At 64.4% G+C, this 19,861-nt stretch carries 19 protein-coding genes; 14 read left to right on the forward strand and 5 right to left on the reverse strand.

The window, feature by feature from the left end; all coding sequences use genetic code 11:
* Positions 1 to 19 precede the first annotated feature (19 nt).
* Positions 20 to 1,486 carry an FAD-binding oxidoreductase gene (locus tag HNR60_RS08215; RefSeq protein WP_184256252.1) on the reverse strand — a complete coding sequence of 489 codons (1,467 nt, stop codon included), beginning with the start codon at positions 1,484 to 1,486 and terminating at the stop codon, positions 20 to 22.
* 595 nt (positions 1,487 to 2,081) lie between these two features.
* On the opposite strand from HNR60_RS08215, the gene sauS reads away from it, so the two are divergent.
* The 4 genes from sauS to xsc are packed head-to-tail and all read left to right on the forward strand — an operon-like array spanning position 2,082 to position 7,352.
* Positions 2,082 to 3,521: an acylating sulfoacetaldehyde dehydrogenase gene (gene sauS / locus HNR60_RS08220; protein ID WP_283810625.1), complete on the forward strand. Its 1,440-nt coding sequence runs from the start codon at positions 2,082 to 2,084 to the stop codon at positions 3,519 to 3,521.
* A gap of 9 nt (positions 3,522 to 3,530) precedes the next feature.
* Positions 3,531 to 4,658, forward strand: a complete 1,128-nt coding sequence (locus HNR60_RS08225) for a succinate--CoA ligase subunit beta (RefSeq protein ID WP_184256256.1) — start codon at positions 3,531 to 3,533, stop codon at positions 4,656 to 4,658.
* A complete protein-coding gene (sucD, locus tag HNR60_RS08230; protein ID WP_184256258.1) occupies positions 4,655 to 5,539 on the forward strand; it encodes a succinate--CoA ligase subunit alpha in 885 nt (294 codons plus the stop codon). The genes HNR60_RS08225 and sucD overlap by 4 nt, the downstream gene beginning before the upstream one ends.
* Before the next feature lie 34 nt (positions 5,540 to 5,573).
* On the forward strand, positions 5,574 to 7,352 hold the full coding sequence (gene xsc / locus HNR60_RS08235; RefSeq protein WP_184256260.1) for a sulfoacetaldehyde acetyltransferase: 1,779 nt from the start codon (positions 5,574 to 5,576) through the stop codon (positions 7,350 to 7,352).
* Between the two features lie 364 nt (positions 7,353 to 7,716).
* Here xsc and HNR60_RS08240 read toward each other — a convergent pair whose 3' ends face one another.
* Both HNR60_RS08240 and HNR60_RS08245 read right to left on the reverse strand, forming a co-directional pair.
* Positions 7,717 to 8,688, reverse strand: a complete 972-nt coding sequence (locus HNR60_RS08240; protein ID WP_184256262.1) for an aliphatic sulfonate ABC transporter substrate-binding protein — start codon at positions 8,686 to 8,688, stop codon at positions 7,717 to 7,719.
* Positions 8,689 to 8,704: 16 nt separating this feature from the next.
* Positions 8,705 to 9,085 carry a hypothetical protein gene (locus HNR60_RS08245; protein ID WP_184256264.1) on the reverse strand — a complete coding sequence of 127 codons (381 nt, stop codon included), beginning with the start codon at positions 9,083 to 9,085 and terminating at the stop codon, positions 8,705 to 8,707.
* A gap of 202 nt (positions 9,086 to 9,287) precedes the next feature.
* Here HNR60_RS08245 and tauA point away from each other — a divergent pair, with 202 nt between their 5' ends.
* The 5 genes from tauA (at position 9,288) to HNR60_RS08270 (ending at position 13,304) form a co-directional block, all read left to right on the forward strand.
* Positions 9,288 to 10,295: a taurine ABC transporter substrate-binding protein gene (gene tauA / locus HNR60_RS08250; protein ID WP_184256266.1), complete on the forward strand. Its 1,008-nt coding sequence runs from the start codon at positions 9,288 to 9,290 to the stop codon at positions 10,293 to 10,295.
* A complete protein-coding gene (locus HNR60_RS08255) occupies positions 10,292 to 11,107 on the forward strand; it encodes a taurine ABC transporter ATP-binding protein (protein ID WP_184256268.1) in 816 nt (271 codons plus the stop codon). Before tauA ends, HNR60_RS08255 begins: the two co-directional genes overlap by 4 nt.
* Entirely contained in the window at positions 11,098 to 11,949 is an 852-nt protein-coding gene (locus tag HNR60_RS08260) for an ABC transporter permease subunit (protein WP_184256270.1), read from the forward strand. The genes HNR60_RS08255 and HNR60_RS08260 overlap by 10 nt, the downstream gene beginning before the upstream one ends.
* 107 nt (positions 11,950 to 12,056) lie before the next feature.
* On the forward strand, positions 12,057 to 12,602 hold the full coding sequence (locus HNR60_RS08265; RefSeq protein ID WP_184256273.1) for a carboxymuconolactone decarboxylase family protein: 546 nt from the start codon (positions 12,057 to 12,059) through the stop codon (positions 12,600 to 12,602).
* A 261-nt stretch (positions 12,603 to 12,863) separates the two neighbouring features.
* Complete coding sequence (locus HNR60_RS08270) at positions 12,864 to 13,304, forward strand: hypothetical protein (protein WP_184256407.1); 441 nt, start codon at positions 12,864 to 12,866, stop codon at positions 13,302 to 13,304.
* Positions 13,305 to 13,333: 29 nt separating this feature from the next.
* Here HNR60_RS08270 and HNR60_RS08275 read toward each other — a convergent pair whose 3' ends face one another.
* Positions 13,334 to 13,957 carry a DUF4145 domain-containing protein gene (locus tag HNR60_RS08275; RefSeq protein WP_184256275.1) on the reverse strand — a complete coding sequence of 208 codons (624 nt, stop codon included), beginning with the start codon at positions 13,955 to 13,957 and terminating at the stop codon, positions 13,334 to 13,336.
* A gap of 18 nt (positions 13,958 to 13,975) precedes the next feature.
* Between HNR60_RS08275 and HNR60_RS23970 the strand changes: the two genes are divergently transcribed.
* The gene (locus tag HNR60_RS23970; RefSeq protein ID WP_210313374.1) at positions 13,976 to 14,209 is read left to right on the forward strand and encodes a hypothetical protein; all 234 of its coding nucleotides are present in this window, start codon (positions 13,976 to 13,978) and stop codon (positions 14,207 to 14,209) included.
* A 459-nt stretch (positions 14,210 to 14,668) separates the two neighbouring features.
* On the opposite strand, the gene HNR60_RS08285 is transcribed toward HNR60_RS23970, so the two are convergent.
* The gene (locus HNR60_RS08285; RefSeq protein ID WP_184256277.1) at positions 14,669 to 14,893 is read right to left on the reverse strand and encodes a hypothetical protein; all 225 of its coding nucleotides are present in this window, start codon (positions 14,891 to 14,893) and stop codon (positions 14,669 to 14,671) included.
* Positions 14,894 to 15,513: 620 nt separating this feature from the next.
* Here HNR60_RS08285 and HNR60_RS08290 point away from each other — a divergent pair.
* The 4 genes from HNR60_RS08290 to HNR60_RS08305 all read left to right on the forward strand — a co-directional run bounded on the left by HNR60_RS08290 (position 15,514) and on the right by HNR60_RS08305 (position 19,775).
* On the forward strand, positions 15,514 to 16,491 hold the full coding sequence (locus HNR60_RS08290; RefSeq protein WP_246432870.1) for an amino acid ABC transporter substrate-binding protein: 978 nt from the start codon (positions 15,514 to 15,516) through the stop codon (positions 16,489 to 16,491).
* 9 nt (positions 16,492 to 16,500) lie between these two features.
* Entirely contained in the window at positions 16,501 to 17,703 is a 1,203-nt protein-coding gene (locus HNR60_RS08295; protein WP_246432862.1) for an amino acid ABC transporter permease, read from the forward strand.
* Positions 17,700 to 18,782: an amino acid ABC transporter permease gene (locus HNR60_RS08300; protein ID WP_347339323.1), complete on the forward strand. Its 1,083-nt coding sequence runs from the start codon at positions 17,700 to 17,702 to the stop codon at positions 18,780 to 18,782. The genes HNR60_RS08295 and HNR60_RS08300 overlap by 4 nt, the downstream gene beginning before the upstream one ends.
* A gap of 90 nt (positions 18,783 to 18,872) precedes the next feature.
* Complete coding sequence (locus tag HNR60_RS08305) at positions 18,873 to 19,775, forward strand: LysR substrate-binding domain-containing protein (protein WP_184256279.1); 903 nt, start codon at positions 18,873 to 18,875, stop codon at positions 19,773 to 19,775.
* Positions 19,776 to 19,861 lie beyond the last annotated feature (86 nt).

Consider the following 19,861-nt stretch of genomic DNA (forward strand, 5'->3'; position numbering starts at 1 on the left):
ATAGCAGGCATCGCGCGGTTCAGCCCTGCAGCAGCTTGCCGGGGTTCATGATGCCGTGCGGATCGAGCGCGTGCTTGATGCGTTGCATCAGCGCGAGTTCGAGCGGGGTCTTGTAGTGCGGCAGGTCATCGCGCTTGGAGCGGCCGACCCCGTGTTCGGCACTGATGGAGCCGCCGAGCGCGGTGACCTGCCGATGCACCAGCGCGCGGATGTCATTCTCGTGTTCGGCGACGTGGGACTCGTCCTGAGCGAGCGGGCGGGCGACGTGATAGTGCAGATTGCCGTCGCCGACATGGCCGTGGGCGAATACGCGGACGCCGGGAAAGCGCTGCTGCAAGGCGGCTTCGGTGGTGCGCAGCAATTGCGGGATCTGCGAGATCGGCACCGAGATGTCGTGCGGAATGACGCGGCCGTCGCGGAGCTGCGACTGGGCGAGATTGACCTGGCGGAGTCGCCACAGCGCCTGGCTCTGCGCCAGGCTGTCGGCGATCACCGCATCGATCGCGATGCCGTTCTCGATCGCCGAGCCGACGACGCGTTCGAGCGCCTCTTGGGCGTGCTGCTCGCTCTCGCCGTCGGAAACCTCCAGCAGCACATAGCTGCGCTCGGCCTTCGGTTCCGCCGCGAACGGCAAACGCTCGTCCGGCAATTGGTGCTCGACCAGCGCGTAGGCCGGGCCGGTGATCAGTTCGAAGGCGGTCAGCGCGGCGCCGAACCCTTCGCGGGCGCGGTTCAACAGCGCCAGCACGTTCTCGATGGTGGCGAGCTTGATGAACGCGGTGCGTTGCGCCACGGGCTGCGGGAACAGCCGCAGCGTCGCCGCAGTGATGATGCCGAGCGTGCCCTCGCTGCCGATGTAAAGATCGCGCAGATCGTAGCCGGAATTGTCCTTGCGCAGGCCGCGCAGCCCGTTCCAGATTTCGCCCTCGGGCGTCACCACTTCGAGGCCGAGCGTCAGATCGCGGGTGTTGCCGTAACGCAGCACCTGGACGCCGCCGGCGTTGGTGGCGAGATTGCCGCCGATCGTGGAGCTGTCCTCGGAGCCGAGGCTGAGCGGAAACAGCCGGCCGGCGTCGCGCGCGGCGTCCTGCACCTTGCGCAGCGCCAGGCCTGCTTCCACCGTGATGGTGTCGTTGTCGAGATCGACGGCACGCACGCGGTCGAGGCGTTTCAGCGAAATCACCACCGCTTCGCCGCTGTCGTCGGGCGTCGCGCCGCCGACCAGGCTGGTATGGCCGCCCTGCGGCACCACCGGGATGCCCCAGGCCGCGAGTTCGCGCACCACCTCGGCGACCTCCGCGGTGGAGGCTGGCCGCACCACGGCGCGGGCGCGGCCGACATAGCGGCGGCGATAGTCGGTCAGCGCCTCGGGGGCATCGATGCCGGCCACCACATGTGCCGCGCCGACGATGCGACCCAGCGCCTCGAGCAGCGGATCGGAGTGATCGGCGTGGCTTGCGGTCGCGGCTTCGGCAATATTGCTCATCGTGGATTTCCCAATGTGTTTCCTAAGTCGTCATGACGGATTAGGTGCGGCCGACGGCCGGCCCGGGTGCAAGCTCGCCGGATCGGTTTTGGCGAAGGCGGGATGCCGTCGTCAGATTGCGTACTATCGAATCGGCTCGTAACAACCCGATGTCTGTTGGAGATCGGCGATATGATGGTTGGGCCATGATAGAACGGCGAACGCCCCTGCGTCTGCCGCTGCTCGGCTAAAACTACCGCTAAGCAGAAAATTGGGAGATTCGGATCACGCGCGCCGCGATCAGGGAAAGGGTTCTGCTGTGATTGGCCCTTGACTGAGGATCGCGATGCCATTGAGTAAGATTGTGAGGATGGGTGGCTGCAACGCGCGTGGCCGCGTTGCTGTTTGGCTGGATCGGTTCGGCCACAATGGTGGGCGCACGCTCGGCTGGTCCATCGCAACGGCTGCTCGGCCGATGCCGGCAATTCTCTCGGCTGGCCGATCGAGAGAAGAGGAATCTCCACAGCAGTTGATAGTTGGAAATCTGGTCCATTGACCCGACCCTTGGCGACAAGAGATACCTTTGGCTCTCGGCGAAATGTGATCGCCGCGCCGATTGCCGTGTGAGAGCCCCATGACCGCCGCCGTATCCGTCCCGCGTCCCGCCGATGCGCCCGCAACCGTCGAGGAGGTCGTGCGGCGGGCGCGCGCCGCGCAGCAGGCGTTTGCAGAGGCCGATCAGGCGCGGACCGACGAGGCGGTGCGCACGCTGGCGTGGTCGTTGTACAAGCCCGAGCACGCCCGCGAACTCGCCGAACTGGCTGTCGCCGACACCGGGCTCGGCAATGTGCCGGACAAGATCGTCAAGAAGCAGCGCAAGACTTTCGGCACGCTGCGCGATCTGTTGCGGGCGAAGTCGGTCGGCGAGATCGAGCGCGACGAGAGGCGCGGCCTGGTCAAATTCGCCAAGCCGCTCGGCGTGGTCGGCGCGGTGACGCCGTCGACCAATCCCGGCGCTACCCCGGTCAACAAGGCGATGATGGCGATCAAGGGCCGCAACGCCATCATCATCGCGCCGTCGCCTCTGGGTTATCGCACCACCGCGCGCGCAGTCGACTACATGCGCGCGGCGTTGCAGCAGGTCGGGCTGCCGCAGGACCTGGTGCAGATTCTGCCGGCGCCGATCACCAAGGCTTCGACGCAGTCCTTGATGCAGGCGGTCGATCTGGTGGTGGTCACCGGCTCGCAGGACAATGTGCGGCGCGGCTATTCCAGCGGCACGCCGGCGATCGGGGTCGGCGCCGGCAACGTCCCGGTGATCATCGACGAGACCGCCGACCTCGCCGACGCCGCGCGAAAGATCGCAGCCTCGAAGAGTTTCGACAACGCCACCTCGTGCTCGTCGGAGAATTCCGTGGTGATCGTCGACGCGGTGTACGACGCGGCACTCGCCGCGTTGCGCGACGCAGGCGGGTTTTTGGCTGAGCCGTCGCAGAAATCGCAGATCGAAAGCGCGCTGTGGCAGGGCGGCAAGCTCAACCGCGACCTGATCGCGCGCGACATTGTGGTGCTGGCGGCTGCCTTCGGTTTGCCGCAAGCCGCGACGGCAAAATTCATCATGGTGGAAGAGACCGGCGTCGGCTGGGAGCATCCGTTGTCCGGCGAAAAACTATCGCTGGTGCTGACCGTCTACCGCGCCAGCGATTTCGCCGCCGCGACCGCCAAGGCGCGGGACATATTGGATTATCAGGGCCGCGGCCATTCGCTCGGCCTGCACACCAAGGATTTCGCCCGCGCCTATCAGCTCGCGGAATCTTTTCCGGTGGTGCGGGTGCTGGTGAATTTCGCCCACACCTTCGGCAATGGCGGCGGCTTCGACAGCGGCCTCGACTTCACGCTGACCATGGGCTGCGGCTCCTGGCAAAAGAACAGCATCTCGGAAAACCTGAATTATCGGCACTTTCTCAACATCACCCACCTCGTGGTGCCGATCGCCGAGGACAGGCCGAGCGAGGACGAGTTGTTCGGGCCGCATTGGCAACGCTACGGGCGATAGGACGCGGCGATGAACTTCGAAGAGCACGTCGGCAAGGCACTGCTACTTGCCCCGGCCGGAATTGCTATCCCGCGCGGCGTTGTTTGTACGACGCCCGACGCCGCCGCCGACGCGGCGCGCGGCATCGGGCCGGTCGTGGTCAAGGCGCAGGTGCCGGCCGGCAAGCGCGGCAAATCCGGCGGCATCGCGATCGCCGTTACGCCGGAGCAGGCGGCGAGTGCTGCGCGAAAAATTCTCGGCAGCAGCATTGCTGGCTACGTGGTGGAACGCGTGCTGGTCGAAGCGCGCGCCGAGATCGATCGCGAAGTCTACGCGGCGGTGGTGACCGACGTGGAAAGTCGCAGCCCGCTGGTGCTGTTCTCGGCCGAGGGGGGCGTGGAGATCGAAGAACTCGCAGCCGCAAAGCCCGATACGATCCGCCGCGCCGTCGTCGATGTGACCCGCGGCTTCAGGTCAGCCGACTCGGTGGATCTGCTGCGCGGGCAGGGGCTCGGCGCGGCCGAGGCGGCGATCGCCGAGGTGCTTGCGAAGCTCTATCAGCTCTATCGCGACCACGATGCCGAACTCGTCGAGATTAATCCGCTGGCGCTGTTGCGCGACGGCCGCGTGGTGGCACTGGATTGCAAATTCGTGCTCGATGACGCCGCGGCGCTGCGCCAGCCGGCGCTGGTCGCGGCTGCGGCGCCGTTGAAGCTCACCGCGCTGGAGGGGCGCGGCGCCGAGCACGGGCTGAAATTCATCCAGCTCGACGGCAATGTCGGGATCCTCGCCAACGGCGCCGGGCTGACCATGACGACGATGGACGTGATCGCGCAATTCGGCGGCCGGCCGGCGAATTTCCTCGAGATCGGCGGCGACGCCTACACCAAGGCTGAAGTCGCGCTCGATCTGGTGCTGTCGAATCCCGGCGTCAAAAGCCTGGTGGTGAATTTCTGCGGCGCCTTCGCCCGCACCGACGTGATGGCGGCGGGCGTGATCCGCGCCTGGGAGGTGCTGCGGCCGAGCGTGCCGGCGTTCTTCTCGATTCACGGCACCGGCGCCGACGAGGCCGTGAAGCTGGTGCGCGAGCGGCTCGGTGTCGAGCCGTACGATCTGATGGAAGACGCGGTGCTGGCCGCGATCGAGGCTGCACGATGATCTATCGCAGCGGACACAGCGTGCTGGTGCAGGGCATCACCGGTAAGCAGGGCAGCTTCTGGACCCAGAATATGCAGGCCTGCGGCACCAACGTCGTCGGCGGCGTCAATCCGAAGCGCGCCGGCGAAAGGATTCTCGGCGTGCCGATCTACGGCTCCGCGGTCGACGCGGCGTGGGACGGCGCGATCGACATCTCGGTTATCTTCATTCCGCCGCTGCAGGCGCGCGCCGCGGTGATCGACGCGATCGACGCTCGTATCCGCACCATCGTGGTGCTGACCGAACACATTCCGACCCGCGACATCGTCGACATTCACGCCCGCGCCCGCGCTTCGCAGAGCCGCATCATCGGCCCGAACACCGCCGGCATCGTCACGCCCGGCGAGGGCTTCGTCGGCATCATGCCGGGCGGCAACGCGGAGGTGTTTCAGCCGGGCAGCGTCGGCGTGATCTCGCGCAGCGGCAGCCTCGGCACGCTGATCTGCCTCGATCTCAGCCGCGCCGGGCTCGGCCAATCCGCCTTCATCGGCATCGGCGGCGATCCGTTGATTGGCACCACGACGCGCGACGCGTTGATCGCGCTCGACCGCGACCCGCGCACGCGGGCGGTGGCGCTGATCGGCGAGATCGGCGGCAGTATGGAAGAGGACGCCGCCGACTATGCGCGCGGCATGACCAAGCCGGTGGTGGCGTTCATCGCCGGCCGCGCCGCGCCGCCGGACAAGAAGATGGGCCATGCCGGTGCGATCGTCAGCGGCGGCCGCGGCGGTTACGATTCTAAGCGCGCGGCGCTGGAAGCCGCCGGCGTGCGCGTCACCGATACGCCGAACGAGCTGGCGCGGGCGCTCGCCGGCCTGCTGGCGCCGTCCGGCGTCGCCTGATCATCCCTCGACATTGCAACCTGGACTTCATCCCATGCGTATGACCACCGAAGAAGCGTTCATCAAAGTCTTGCAGCTGCACGGCGTCGAGCATGCGTTCGGCATCATCGGCTCGGCCTTCATGCCGATCTCCGACCTGTTTCCGAAGGCCGGGATCAGGTTCTGGGACGTCGCGCACGAGGCCAATGGCGGGTTGATCTGCGACGGCTACACCCGCGCCACCGGCAAGATCGCGATGGCGATCGCGCAGAACGGTCCCGGCGTCACCAATTTCGTCACCGCGGTGAAGACCGCGTACTGGAATCACACGCCGATGCTGCTGGTCACGCCGCAGGCCGCGAACCGTACCATCGGGCAGGGCGGCTTCCAGGAAGTCGAGCAGATGGCGATGTTTCGCGACACGGTCTGCTATCAGGAAGAGGTGCGCGATCCGTCGCGCGTCGCCGAGGTCTTGAACCGCGTCATCACCAAGGCGAAGCGGCTGTCGGCGCCGGCGCAGATCAACATGCCGCGCGATTTCTGGACCCAGGTGATCGACATCACGCTGCCGTCGATCATCGAACTGGAGCCGCCGGCCGGCGGCGCGGACGCGGTCGCTGCGGCCGCGAAGCTGTTGTCGGAAGCTTCGTTCCCGGTGATCCTGTCGGGTGCCGGCGTGGTGATCGGCAACGCGATTGCGTATTGCGTGGCGCTGGCGGAGCGGCTCGACGCGCCGGTGTGCAACGGCTATCAACACAACGACTCGTTTCCCGGCTCGCATCGGCTGGCCGCCGGCCCGCTCGGCTACAACGGCTCGAAGGCGGCGATGGAGTTGATCGCCAAGGCCGACGTGGTGCTGGCGCTGGGGACGCGGCTCAATCCGTTCTCGACGCTGCCGGGCTACGGCATCGATTATTGGCCGACGGCCGCCAAGGTGATCCAGGTCGACATCAACCCGGATCGCATTGGCCTCACCAAGCCGCTGAGCGTGGCGATCTGCGGCGACGCGGGTCTGGTGGCGCGGCAGATCTTGGCGCAGCTCTGCGCGACGGCGGGCGACGGCGGGCGTGAGCAGCGCAAGGCGCTGATCCACACCACCAAGTCGGCCTGGCTGCAGCAGCTCTCCAGCATGGATCACGAAGACGACGATGACGGCACCAGCTGGAACGAACGCGCCCGGGTGCGCGATCCGGAGCGGATGTCGCCGCGGCAAGCCTGGCGGGCGATCCAGGCCGGCCTGCCGCGCGACGCGATCATCTCGTCGGACATCGGCAACAATTGCGCGATAGGCAACGCCTATCCGAGTTTCGACGCCGGCCGCCGCTATCTGTCGCCCGGGCTGTTCGGGCCGTGCGGCTACGGCTTTCCGGCGATCATCGGCGCCAAGATCGGCCGGCCGGATCTGCCGGTGGTCGGCTTCTCCGGCGACGGCGCGTTCGGCATTTCGATGAATGAAATGAGTTCGATCGGCCGCGAGGAATGGCCGGGGATCACCATGGTGATCTTCCGCAACTACCAATGGGGCGCCGAGAAGCGCAATTCGACGCTGTGGTACGACGACAATTTCGTTGGCACCGAGCTCGATCCGCATCTCAGTTATGCCCGCGTCGCGGTGGCGTGCGGGTTGAAGGGCGTCACCGTGCGCAGCCCGGACGAGCTCACCGCGGCGCTGGCGGAATCCTGCGCGGCGCAGGCGGACGGTGTCACCACCTTCATCGAGGTGGTCTTGAATCAGGAACTCGGCGAGCCGTTCCGCCGCGACGCCATGAAAAAGCCGGTGGTGATCGCCGGCATCGACCGCGCCGACATGCGGCCGCAGCAGGGCTCGGCATGAGCGCATCCTCGTGGTGAAGCGTGGCGCGCCACTTGGCGTCGCACAGCCTCATGGTGAGGAGCGCGCCGACTTCGGCGCGCGTCTCGAACCATGAGGCCGCCCTCATCCTTCGAGACGCCCGGCTTCGCTCTTCGGGCTCAGCCTGGCTCCTCAGAGCCTGACCGAAAAAGCAGCAAGCAAAATCAGGGTTTTGTCATTGCGAGCCGAGGACGGCGCGTAGCGCCGGCCGAACAGCGAAGCAATCCAGGGGCCTTTTTGCGTGGCCCTGGATTGCTTCGTCGCAAGAGCTCCTCGCAATGACGCGTTCAATGCCTGATTCCATTGATCGCTTTTTGAGTCACACTCTCAGGATGAGGAGACTTGATCACTCCGGCTTCGGCGTCCAGATCTTGGCGTCGTCGGCGTTGACCTTCACCGGCAGCAGGCCTTCGGCGAAGAACGCGTCGGCGATGCGCTGCTGCTCCGACAGCCCCGGCGCCGTCACCGCGCCGACCTTGTAGGAGCGGTGGCTGTTGGCCTCTTCGACCGTGGTGGCGTCGATGCCCCACAATCCTGCAAGCACTGAGGCTGCGTCCTGCGGCTTCGCCTTCACCCAGCGGCCGGTCTCGTCGAGCTTGCGAAAGATCACGTTCAGCACGTCGGCGCGGCGGTCGGCGAACGCCGCGGACGACAGATAGTAGCGCTTGTAGCTGGCGAGCCCGTTGCTGCCGTCGGCGAGCACGCGCGCCTTGGACTGCCGCGCCGCGCTGGTGAGGAACGGGTCCCACGCCACCCAGGCGTCGACATTGCCGCCGATGAAGGCGGCGCGGCCGTCGGCCGGCGTCAAATAGGCCGGCGTGATGTCCTTGAAGCTGAGCCCGGCCTTGGCCAGCGCGGCGAGCAGCAGGAAATGGCTGCCGGCGCCTTTGGTCACCGCGACCTTCTTGCCCTTCAGATCGGCGATGCTCTTGATCGGCGAGTCCCCCGCCACCAGGATCGCCTGCGCCGAAGGCGAGGCGGATTCCTCGGCGATATAAGCGAGCTTGGCGCCCGCGGCCTGCGCGAACAGCGGCACGGTGTCGGCGACGTCGGCGCCGAAATCGACATTGCCGGTGTTGATGGCTTCCAACAGCGGCAGCCCGCTGGTGAATTCGTGCCATGATACTTTGACGCCGAGAGGCGCCAGCGCCTTTTCGAGGTCGCCATTGGTCTTCAGAATGGCGGTCAGAGTCGATGACTTCTGATAGCCGATCCGGACCTGGTCGGGTGGGGCCGGTGTCTGCGCGGAGGCGTTCTGGGCGCCGATGGCGAGCGCGGCGGTGCCGATCAGGCCAAGCCTGGAAATGAAACTGATCATGGTCCTCGTCTGGGTTTCAGGGATTGTGCGGCGGCGCCAATCGATTGCTGGGACGCGGCGTCAGCACCACTGCCGTCGAATACGCCCTTGTATTCCCGCAAATGATGGTGGCGATCCGTCGTGCTGTCGAGGAGTCCTCGGAAATAGCACGGCATTGACTGTCTGCGCCGCGTGCGCGGGTGATTTGTTCTATTGAACCGGCGATACGCGGATAGTCTTTCTGATTCGCGGCGTGGCCGTCGCACCGCGCCGAGATCGGCGCGTCATAAGCCACGGTGGCGGTAGCGCCCGCTCGGCGCTTGGCTCCCTCAGCGTTGCGCGCCGGCGCTGAAAGAATTTTCCCCGAAGCGATGAAGCCCTGAAGGAACCTGCTGCGCCAGCACGCGGAGAATGACATCCGTTGCTTTCTTTTCCGACCGATTGATAAGTCGCCGTGACTACGCCACGACTAAGTCGACGAAGCAGCGCCGCGTCCCAGCCTCGCATCGACCGCGAGAGCTACTGCGTCGCCGACGATCGAATGGACGTCAGGTCAGACGCCGGGACGGGCCTCGTTCAAAATGAGCCGTCGGGCGCGGCGAAGATATGGAGTTGATGAGATGAAGTCGATGACCTGGCTCGCGCTGTTGCTGGCATTCGGATCGTGGGGCACGCCGGCCGGTGCGCAGACCAAGGAGGTCACGATCGCGCATCAGGACATGATCGTGCCGTTCCGTGTCGCGCAGGCTGCCGGCGCGGTAGAGCGGTCCACCGGCTACAAGATCAATTGGAAGATTTTCGGCGGAGGCGGCGATGTGATCAAGGCGATGGCGTCGGGCGACGTGCCGATCGGCGAGGTTGGCTCCAGCCCGGCGACCGCGGCGATCGCCCAGGGCCTCGACATCGAGGTGGTGTGGGTGCTCGACGATATCAACAATGCCGAACAGTTGGTGGTCACGCCGAATTCCGGGATCACCGACCTCGCCGGCCTGAAGGGCAAGAAGATCGCGACGCCCTTGGCTTCGACCGCGCACTACCAGTTGATCTATGCGCTGAGCAAGGCCGACATCAAGCCGGGTGAAGTGCAGGTCATCAATCTGCGGCCGCAGGAGATCGCCGCGGCCTGGGAGCGCGGCGACATCGACGGCACCTTCGTTTGGGATCCGGTGCTGAGCCGGGTCAAGGCCAATGGCGGCAAGGTGATCCTGTCGTCGGCCGACGTCGCCAAGCTCGGCGCGCCGACATTCGATGCGGTGATCGTCAACAAGGCGTGGGCCGACAAGAACAAGCCGTTCGTGACCGCCTTGGTCAAGGAACTGGCGCGGGCGGATGCCGCGTATCGGCAGGACAAGACCCGCTACGCCGCCGACTCCGTCGTGGTCAAGACCATCGCCCGCGTGGTCGGCGCGAAGGCCGAAGACGTGCCCGCCACGCTCGACAGCTACGCGTTCCCGCCGGCGGCGGTGCAGGCCTCGGCGGTCTGGCTTGGCGGCGGCAAGGAGAGCGGCGTCGCCAAGGCGCTGGCCAATACAGCGCATTTCCTGAAGGAGCAGGGACGCATCGTCGAGGTGCCGGCGGACTTCTCGAAATACGTCAACGCCGAATACGCCGCGGCAGCGGCGCGATGACGCGGCCGGAGTCCGCGGCGGCGCTGACGGTCGACGAGGTGTCGGTCCGTTACGCCACGCGGGACGGCAGCGTCGCGGCGCTCGACAGGGTCAGCCTGTCGATCGAGCAGGGCGAATTCGTCGTGGCGATCGGCGCCTCGGGCTGCGGCAAGACCACCTTGCTGTCGGTGATTGCTGGATTTCTGGCACCCACCGACGGCGGCGTGCGGCTGCGCGATCGAGCGGTCGTGGGTCCGGGCTCGGACCGCGGCGTGGTGTTTCAGAAGCACGCGCTGATGCCTTGGCTGAACGTGATCGACAACGTCGCCTTCGGGCTGCGGATGCGCGGAGTGGCCAAGGAGCAGCGCTACGCGTCGGCGCGCGAGCAACTCAAGCTGGTCGGTCTGGCGGATCTTGAGACCAAGATGGTCTATGAGCTCTCCGGCGGCATGCAGCAGCGCGTCGGCATCGCCCGCGCGTTGGCCTGCGACCCGCAGATCCTGCTGATGGACGAGCCGCTGGGCGCGCTCGACGCGCTGACCCGCGAACAGCTGCAGGAACTCATCCTCGATGTCTGGCACCGCACCGGCAAGATGGTGTTCTTCATTACCCATTCGGTCGAGGAGGCGCTGTTCTTGGCGACGCGCCTGGTGATCATGACGCCGCGCCCCGGCAAGATCGAGCACAGCATTGAACTTGATTTCGGCCGCCGCTTCGTCGCCTGCCGGGACGCGAGGCAGGTGAAGTCCAATCCGGATTTCATCGCGATGCGGGAATTCGTTCTCGCCGCGATCCGGCAGCGCGATACACTCGCGGTGGCCCGATGTCCGTGATCACCGCCAAGCCCGAACCTGACGCCGCGGTCCGACCCCCGGGGCCGCAGAAGACCAGCCGCTATCGCCGGCTCGGCGAGGGATCGAGCCTGGCGCTGAACGCGGCCAGCATCGCCGCGCTGCTGCTAGTGTGGTGGGGCGCCACCCATCTCGGGCTGATCAAGCCGCTGTTCCTGCCGAAGCCGGAGAGCATCTGGATCGCGTTCCAGCAGGCTGCGGCCGGCGAACTCGACGGCCACACCCTGGCGGTGCATTTTGTCACCAGCATGTGGCGGGTGTTCCTCGCGTTCGCGCTGGCCGCAGCGGTCGGCATCCCGATCGGCATCGCGATGGGCGTGTCGCGGATTGCCCGCGGCATCCTCGATCCGCCGATCGAATTCTATCGGCCGCTGCCGCCCCTCGCCTATCTGCCGTTGATGATCGTGTGGTTCGGGATCGGCGAATTGTCGAAGGTCCTGCTGTTGTTTCTGGCGATCTTGGCGCCGGTGGCGCTTGCCGCCCGCGCCGGCGTCCGCTCCGCAGGCCAAGAGCAGATCCAGGCGGCGCGCTCGATGGGCGCGTCGACGCTGCAGGTGATCCGGCACGTCATTATCCCGAGCGCGATGCCGGAAATCCTGGTCGGCTTGCGGATCGGCATGGGCGTCGGCTGGACCACGCTGGTCGCCGCCGAAATGGTCGCGGCCGACGCCGGCCTCGGCAAGATGGTGTTCAATGCATCGAATTTCCTGCGGACCGACGTGGTGATCCTGGGCATCCTGGCGATCGGCGCGGTCGCCTACGCGTTCGAGCTCGCGATGCGCGGGATCGAAACGCGGCTGGTGCCTTGGACGGGCAAAGCCTAGCGGGAGGTTCGAAGATCATATCCGAAGCGTGGAGACAGCCGCGCCAATTCCTGTATCGTAACTTGTCTATCTGCGATCTTCCACACGACTGACCAATGGAGTGCGACATGTCGCGCGTATCGATCAAGACCAAAGCCGATCTGCCGGCCTCGCTGCATCCGCTGTGGGACCGCATGGAAGGCTATGGCGCCTTTGCGAGCCAATCCGGCGCCATGGCGCAGCGGCCGCCGATCTTTCAGCACATGTGGTCGCTGCTGGTCGAACTGGCCGATGACGGCGTGATTGCGAAACGGCACCTTGAACTGGCGCTGGTGACCGTGTCGTTGCTCAACCAGTGCAGCTATTGTGTCACGCATCACACGCCGAAGCTCGCGATCCAGGGCGTCTCCGAGGCCGGCGCCGAGCGGTTGCTGGACTACCAGAACCATCCCGAATTGGATGAGGTCGATAAATTGGTGATCGAGTATGCGATCACCGTGACGAATAACTGGAACAGGACCAGGGACGACATCTTTGCGCGATTGCGCGCTCATTTCACTGAGCCGCAGATCGTCGAGCTGACGTGGCGGATCGCGCTGTGCGGGGCGTTCAATCGCTTCAACGACATTTTGCAGGTCGACGTCCAGGACGGAGCACAGGCGGCCGCGGAATAAACGCGCGCCACCGCCGCGCGATCATTCCACACAAATTGATGCGCAACTTTCCGGAGCGATCGCGGCCGTCGTGCACGCGATTAGGCTTGCGCAGCAAGAAATGGCCTGTGTTGCTGGCACGAGCGATCCGATCGTGCTCCGCATCCCGACTAATTTGAAATTGACCATCGCAACCGCGCACCTCGATATACGCGTAGGTATTTCTGGCCGGCAACGCTGCCGCCTTAGAAAACGCGTCACGGTCGATTTCACGAGGGACGGATGCTGCATCAGCGATCAGCGCAACGCGCGCGAGGATTTGAACCAGCGATTGACGCAAGGCGTTTTCGCAAATGGACCTCGGCCGCGGCGATGGCCGCGGCCTTGCTACTTTCGACACCGGCATTGTCCGAAGCGCCGCAGCCCGGCGGGACGCTGACCGCGATCATCCAGCCGGAGCCGGTGATCCTCACCGCCGCGATCAACACCGCGGCGCCGACCGGCACCATCAGCGGCAACGTGTTCGACGGCCTGGTCGATTACGACACCGATCCCAATTATCCGGTTTGCACCACAAGCCGAAGATTTAGCGAAATGGCAGCCTTAACCGACCAAGAGAAACCCGCGCGGGTCGCGGACTCCTCAGAGATTGAGGTGACGCAAGAAATGATTGAGGCCGGAATCGACCCGCTTCTTCGCTTTGCCCCACAAGGGCGACACTGAGGAAGAGACCGTGGCGGAAATCTATCGCGCTATGTGGTCTGCTCGTTAGCGCTAACCGCGCCCCGCTCAATGCGCTCTAGGCAATAGGCAACCATTTCACTGAAAATCTGGAGCTTGGCCGCCTTTCCAGTGAAGTTGAAGCTTTGAAAGTGTTTGAATAAATCGCCGGAAAAGAAGGTGTATTCTTTTGGCTCGTGCGCCATCCGGTTCCTTATGTTCTTGATTGCCATCAATTTTACATACACATCATCGTCAATAACCTCCAAGGCGTAGGCAACATCTATCTTTGCCGCGAACTCGCTGAGGGGCTTAAGGCCGCCAAAGAGCCGTTCTTGTTTTTCCTTGGAAAGCCCCGGTTTCATTTTTGCCAGAATGGCGCCTCTTAGGGCTCGGTCAAGGATGGATGCTGATAGGATGGCCGTACCGGCGTGACTCTTGGTCCAGAGCTCAAACGTCTCAAAGAATCGTTTGGCCCCAAGCGTCGGATTATCGGATGTATCGGACATGACGAAAGCCCCCAAGGTTGACGACGAATACAGCGACGACGAAATGCTCAGGCCTTCGTCGGCATCATGCCCATCATCATCATGCCGCCGCAGCTCATCATCATCGGCATGCCGTTGCCCATCATCGCCATCATGTTCTGACAGCACTGCATGAACATGTCCTTCATGGCGGCATCCATCGGCGCCATTTCGCAGGTCATCGTGCCGTCGGGAGACATGCTGCAGGTCATCTTGCACATCATCATCGGCAACGGCATCGGCATCGCCATGCCGGGCATGCCCATGCCGGGCATCCCCATCATCGGCATCGACACCATGGGCATCATTTGCATCGCGGCGTTCATAGCTCGCTCCAGCACTAGGGACGAAACTGATTTCGCCCGACCTGACAAAGAGTAGGACCATCTCCGCATTCGCTCAATAACAAGCAAATTCCTCTCGTCTCTTTCCTCCAACAAAGCGCCTGAGCTGACGCCAGCGCGGACAGATCCGCCGTTATCTTGGAAGTTCATCCAATATATTGGCGATCAGCCACAGACCCGCGAGGGCATGGCGTGATCTGATGCATTGTGGCTGGGGCGACTCGTGTAGTTGCTGGCCGGAAAGAGCGCTCCGCTCACGCCAGTTACACAGCCTAGGAGTGGCGATAGCTTTGGCGCGATAGCCTAACGGGCGCCCTTCGCCCAGTTACCCTGGTGATGTGCAGCTGCGGTGCATGGCTCTAGGTTTGATGGGGCTCGTAGAGCCCGGCGAGCGAATGAGAGGTTGTTGTGGAAATAATTACCAAAATTGCCGAGATGACCGAGCGATATTAGCAGAAGATGATCGCGGGTCGACGACGCCGACCCGCATTCATCATCAGCGATCGAAAATGAACCTGTCGTGCCGATAGGTCCGGTGACGTTCGCCCGTCCGGAGGAAAACGGTCTCGTCGCGGGGCAGCGACAACACCCGGCCGTTGACAACAACCGTGCGAACGCCGTGGTCCTCAGGGCCCCAGCCGATTCCGACCGTGGCCTGAGCGGGCACGGCCGCAACCAGGGTCGTCACGGCGGCAGCAACTAACGCCAATCGTAACGTCATTTCAAAGCTCCTTTTGTGGGTTAACAATTCTAATTCAATCGGCGTCCATGAAACAAGTTCCTACTCACCTGGTAAAGATTAGTTGACAGGTAATAACGTAGGACGGCGGGGGTGATCCATCGCGATCCCTGCGAGCGCCGGGCGCGGTCGAAAATGCACATTGGCGACGCCCTGCGCGGCTGTCGCTAAGACTCAAGAGTCGCTTCGCTCGTCACTCACCGCGGGCCGGTGTAATCCGTGCTGCGTCAGACGAAATCCGGGACTAATTTGCAAAATAATCGCAACTAAGCGACGCGCGACGCGGTGAGATCAACGCGAATGGAAATATCCCTGAAGTGATACGCGGCTTGGACGATTAGTATCGACGTAGCCGAATCTTTGGATGGGGCGAGTCAGCTGATTTCATTGACAATAATGGCCCGACAAATCACGCTTAGTTGATGAAATGACGTGTTGCACGTCGTTCGTGAACTGAGATGCGCAGTTCGCTTCTCCATCAAACATGTCGGTTTGCTAGTTGCGCGGGCAAACTGCGAGCCATTATAGAGGAGTTCTTTATGAGACATATGTTGCGCCGGCGCGCCGGCACTTTCATTCAGGCGACGGCGGTCGCGGTCGCCATGCTCGGCGCGGTCACCGCGGCCGATGCAGGGCCGACGCTCGATGCCATCAATGCACGCGGCAAGATCAAGGTCGGCGTCGGCACGTCGCCCGGCTTCTTCGCCCCGGACAGCAACGGAAAATGGCAGGGCTTCTTCGTTGATTTCGGCCGCGCCCTCGCAGTCACCGTGTTCAACGACCCGGAGAAGGTGGAGTTCACCTCGTCGTCGCCGCAGCAGCGGCTGCCGTCGTTGCAGGCGGGCGAATTCGATGTTCTGCTCTCCGGCGTGACGCAGACCATCACGCGGTCCTTCAAGCTCGGTTTCCATTTCGGACCCGTGGTGTTCTATGATGGCCAAGGCCTGCTGGTTAAGAAGTCGCTCGGCGTCAGCAAGGGCGCTGACCTGAACGGCGCCACGATCGGGATTCAAAGCGGCACCACCGGCGAGCTCAACATCGCCGACTTCTTCCGCAAGAACAAGAACACCTTCAAGCCCGTCGTGATCGAGGAGACCAAGGAGCTTCGTACGGCGCTGGAATCCGGCCGGGTCGATGCTTTGACCCAGGACGCGACCGACCTCGCCATCACCCGCGTGCAGCTGACGAAGCCGGATGACTACGTGCTGTTGCCGGAACGGCTCTCCAAGGAGCCGCTGGCGCCGGCGATCCGGTCCGGCGACGACCGCTGGCTCGAGGTCGTCAACTGGACCGTCTACGCCACCATCCAGGCTGAAGAGCTCGGCATCACCAAAGCCAACGTCGACAGCCTGCTGGAAAGCGACGATCCCGAGATCAAGCGCTTTCTCGGGACCGACAAATCGCTTGGCGAGGCGATCGGGCTCGATCCGAAATTCGCCTATAACATCGTCAAGGCGGTCGGCAATTACGGCGAGATCTACGAGCGCAATGTCGGCAAGGGCACCAAGCTCGACTTCGAGCGCGGCTATAACCAGCTCTGGACCAAGGGCGGTCTGCTGTATTCCCCGCCGTTCCGCTGAGTTGCGGCGATGGCGGACATCGGACAATTGCCGACCGCGGCGAGGCCGAACCCAACCGGGTTCGGCTTTCGTCATGTGATGGCGGCGTGGTGGGGAGAGCGGCCGCTGGCGCAGCTCGGCGTGTTTCTTTGCGTCGGCATCGTGTTGGGCTATCTCGGTTCCAATCTGTCCGGCAACATGGAGCGCGTCGGCATCAGCCCGGGCTTCGCATTCTTCTGGTACGCAGCCAATTTCGAGATTGGCGAGTCGCCGATCAACTATGCGGCTGGCGATAGCTACGGCCGGGCCATCCTGGTCGGCCTCCTGAACACGGTGAAGGTGGCCGCAGTCGGTTGCGTTCTCGCCACCATCCTTGGCGTCGCGCTTGGCGTCGCGCGGCTGTCGCACAATCGGCTGCTGTCCGGACTGATACGCGGCTACATCGAACTCGTACGCAATACGCCGCTGTTGCTGCAATTGTTCTTCTGGAACATCACCGTGCATATGCTGCCGGGGCCGCGCCAGGCCTTCGAGCCGATGCCGGGCGTGCTGCTGTCCAACCGCGGGGTGTTCGCGCCGGCGTTGCAGTCGAGCGCGGAATGGATCGCGCTGATCATCCTTGCATTGTTGCTGCTGATCGGGTGGGTGGCTCGCCTGCGGCGGCTTGGCGGTGCCAGGTTGTCGGCGGGTGTGCTCGCCGTGGCGTTGTTGTCGGCGGTGGTCCTGCCGCTGGCCGTGGCGCGCGCGTTCGGGGTCTCGATCGCCGTCGACTGGCCGCGGCTCGAGGGCTTCAACATTGCCGGCGGCCTGTCGCTGTCGCCCGAATTTGCCGCATTGGTGATCGGGCTGGTGGTGAATTCCGCAGCCGGCGTCGCCGAGACGGTGCGCGCCGGGATTCTCTCGGTGCCGACCGGCCAATGGGAGGCGGGGCAGGCCTGTGGCCTCAGTCGATGGCACGTGCTGCGGCTCATCGTGGTGCCGCAAGCGCTGCGCGTCATCGTCCCGGTGATGACCTCGAACTATCTCAGCCTGACCAAGAACTCCAGCCTGGCGGTGGCGATCGGTTTCCCGGACCTGGTCAGCGTGCTCAACACCACGGCCAACACCACGGGTCAGGCGCTTGAGACCATCGCCATCATGATGCTGGTCTATCTGTCGCTCAGCCTTGGCGTGTCCGTGGCGATGAACGGGTACAACCGCCGCTTGGCGATGCGCGAGGCAGGTCGCTCGTGACGGTGACAAGTCTCAATTCCGAATCCCGGCGCACCCAGCGGCGCGGCGTCACGGTGGCGCCGTGGCGCCGCGGCCTGCTGGATTCTCCCGGCAACATCGCGATCACGCTGGGCTATGTCCTCGTCGTTGCCTGGCTCGGCATTCCGTTTCTTCGTTGGGTGGTCTTCGACGCGACATTTAGTTCGGACGCTGCCGGCTGCGCGTCCGGCGGCGGCGCTTGCTGGGCCTTCATCGGCGAGAAATGGCGCTTCATCCTGTTCGGCACCTATCCGGTTGAACGCCATTGGCGGCCGGCCTCGGCCTGCATTCTGCTGATCGGCCTCCTGATCGCGGCCTGCATCCCGCGATTCTGGGGACGCGGGCTGGGCTACGCGGGGGCGGCAGGCCTCATCGTCGCCGCGATGTTGCTGTGCGGGGTTCCCGGGCCGATCGTCGCGACCGATCAATGGGGCGGGCTGCCGGTCACGCTGTTCCTGTCGGTCGGCGCTTTCGCCGGGGCGTTTCCTCTCGCGATCTGTCTGGCGCTGTGGCGACGCTCCGACCAGGGCGGCGTGCGCTGGCTTGCCACCGCCTTCATCGAGGTGGTGCGCGGCGTGCCGCTGATTTCGCTGCTCTATGTGGCGACGTTGCTGTTTCCGCTGATGCTGCCCGCCGGCGCCAGCCTCGACAAATTCGTTCGCGCTGGCGCCGCGCTGACGCTGTTCGTCGCCGCCTATCTGGCCGAAATCATCCGAGCCGGTTTGCAGGCCGTGCCGCGCGGCCAGTATGAAGCCGCGCTGTCCCTCGGATTGTCGCAGCGCCAGGCGACGCTGCTGGTCGTGCTGCCGCAGGCGTTGCGCGCGGTGATCCCGCCGATGGTCAATCTGGCGACCGGAATGTTCCAGGAGACCACACTGGTCGTCATCATCGGAATGTTCGACCTGCTCAATACCGCGCGGGCCGCCGCCAACGATCCGAATTGGATCGGCTACTACAACGAAGCCTTTGCATTCGTGGCGCTGATCTATTTCGTGTTCTGCTTCAGCCTGTCGCGCTACAGCCTCTGGCTGGAGCGCCGCTTCGGTCAGGCCAAGCGGTGATCGCCAGATGTCGTTGATCGATCAGCCTGGGACGCAAGCGCATTCATCGCGGCGGGATGTCGGCCTCGTCCGAAGCGATGCAGCCGTCCGATGAGTCGTCGCCTGCCACCATTGATTCCGTTGCGAGCCTTCGAGGCCGTAGGCCGCACCGGAAGCATCCGCGCCGCCGCCGAGGAGCTGTCGGTCAGCCATTCGGTGGTCTCGCATCACCTGCAAACGCTGCAGCAGCAGCTGCGCGTCAAGCTGGTTCAGGCCCGTGGCCGCGGTATCGAACTCACCCCAGAAGGGATCAGGTTTCAGGAGGAGATCGCACGGTCGTTCGACCAGATCGCGCAGGCGACCTGCAATCTCGGCGGCGCCCCTGCCGATCGGACGCTGAAGATCTGGTGCCGACCGGGGCTCGCCGAGCGCAAGCTGATGCCGTCGCTGCCGGATCTCAGAGCCAAGCTGCGGGACCGCGACATTGTGCTGTGCCCGACCAATCTGCGTCCAGACCTCACGGCCGGTGAGGCCGACGTCGAGGTGACATCCCTGCATCATATCAGCTCCGATACGCGATTGTCCGCGGAGCTTCTGAGCCGTCCGCGGGTCTTTCCGATCGTCAGCCCCGGCTTTCTGGCGCGCTATCCGGAGGTCACCAAGTTTGAATCGCTGACGCGGATGCCGCTGCTGCATGAGGATAGCACCAAACAATGGGAGCGCTGGCTCTGCGCCGTGCGACCAGGGTCGTTCGATCAGCTGTGCGGAGTGCGGCTGTGGAATGCGCAGTTGACGATCCAGGCCGCGCGGTTGGGGCAGGGCATCGCCTTGTCCAATGACGCGCTGGTTTCCGAGGAACTTGCCGCCGGCGATCTGGTCGAGCCGATTGCCTCGAATGTGCGACTTTGGGGTTACTACGTTCTGAGTAAGGCGTCGCGATGGCGCGACCCGGCCATCGTAGTCGTCCGCGAATGGTTGCATGACATCTGCACCGCGGTGCCGCAGCAGGCTTGATTGTCGGCAGGGTGCGTCGTTTAGGTCACACCCATTTGCCTGTTGCGAAGTAGCACGCGAGGCGTAGCTACAAGATGCCCTCGCAC

Origin of the sequence: Rhodopseudomonas rhenobacensis (genome assembly GCF_014203125.1) — a bacterium.
Taxonomy (GTDB): Bacteria; Pseudomonadota; Alphaproteobacteria; order Rhizobiales; family Xanthobacteraceae; genus Rhodopseudomonas_A; species Rhodopseudomonas_A rhenobacensis.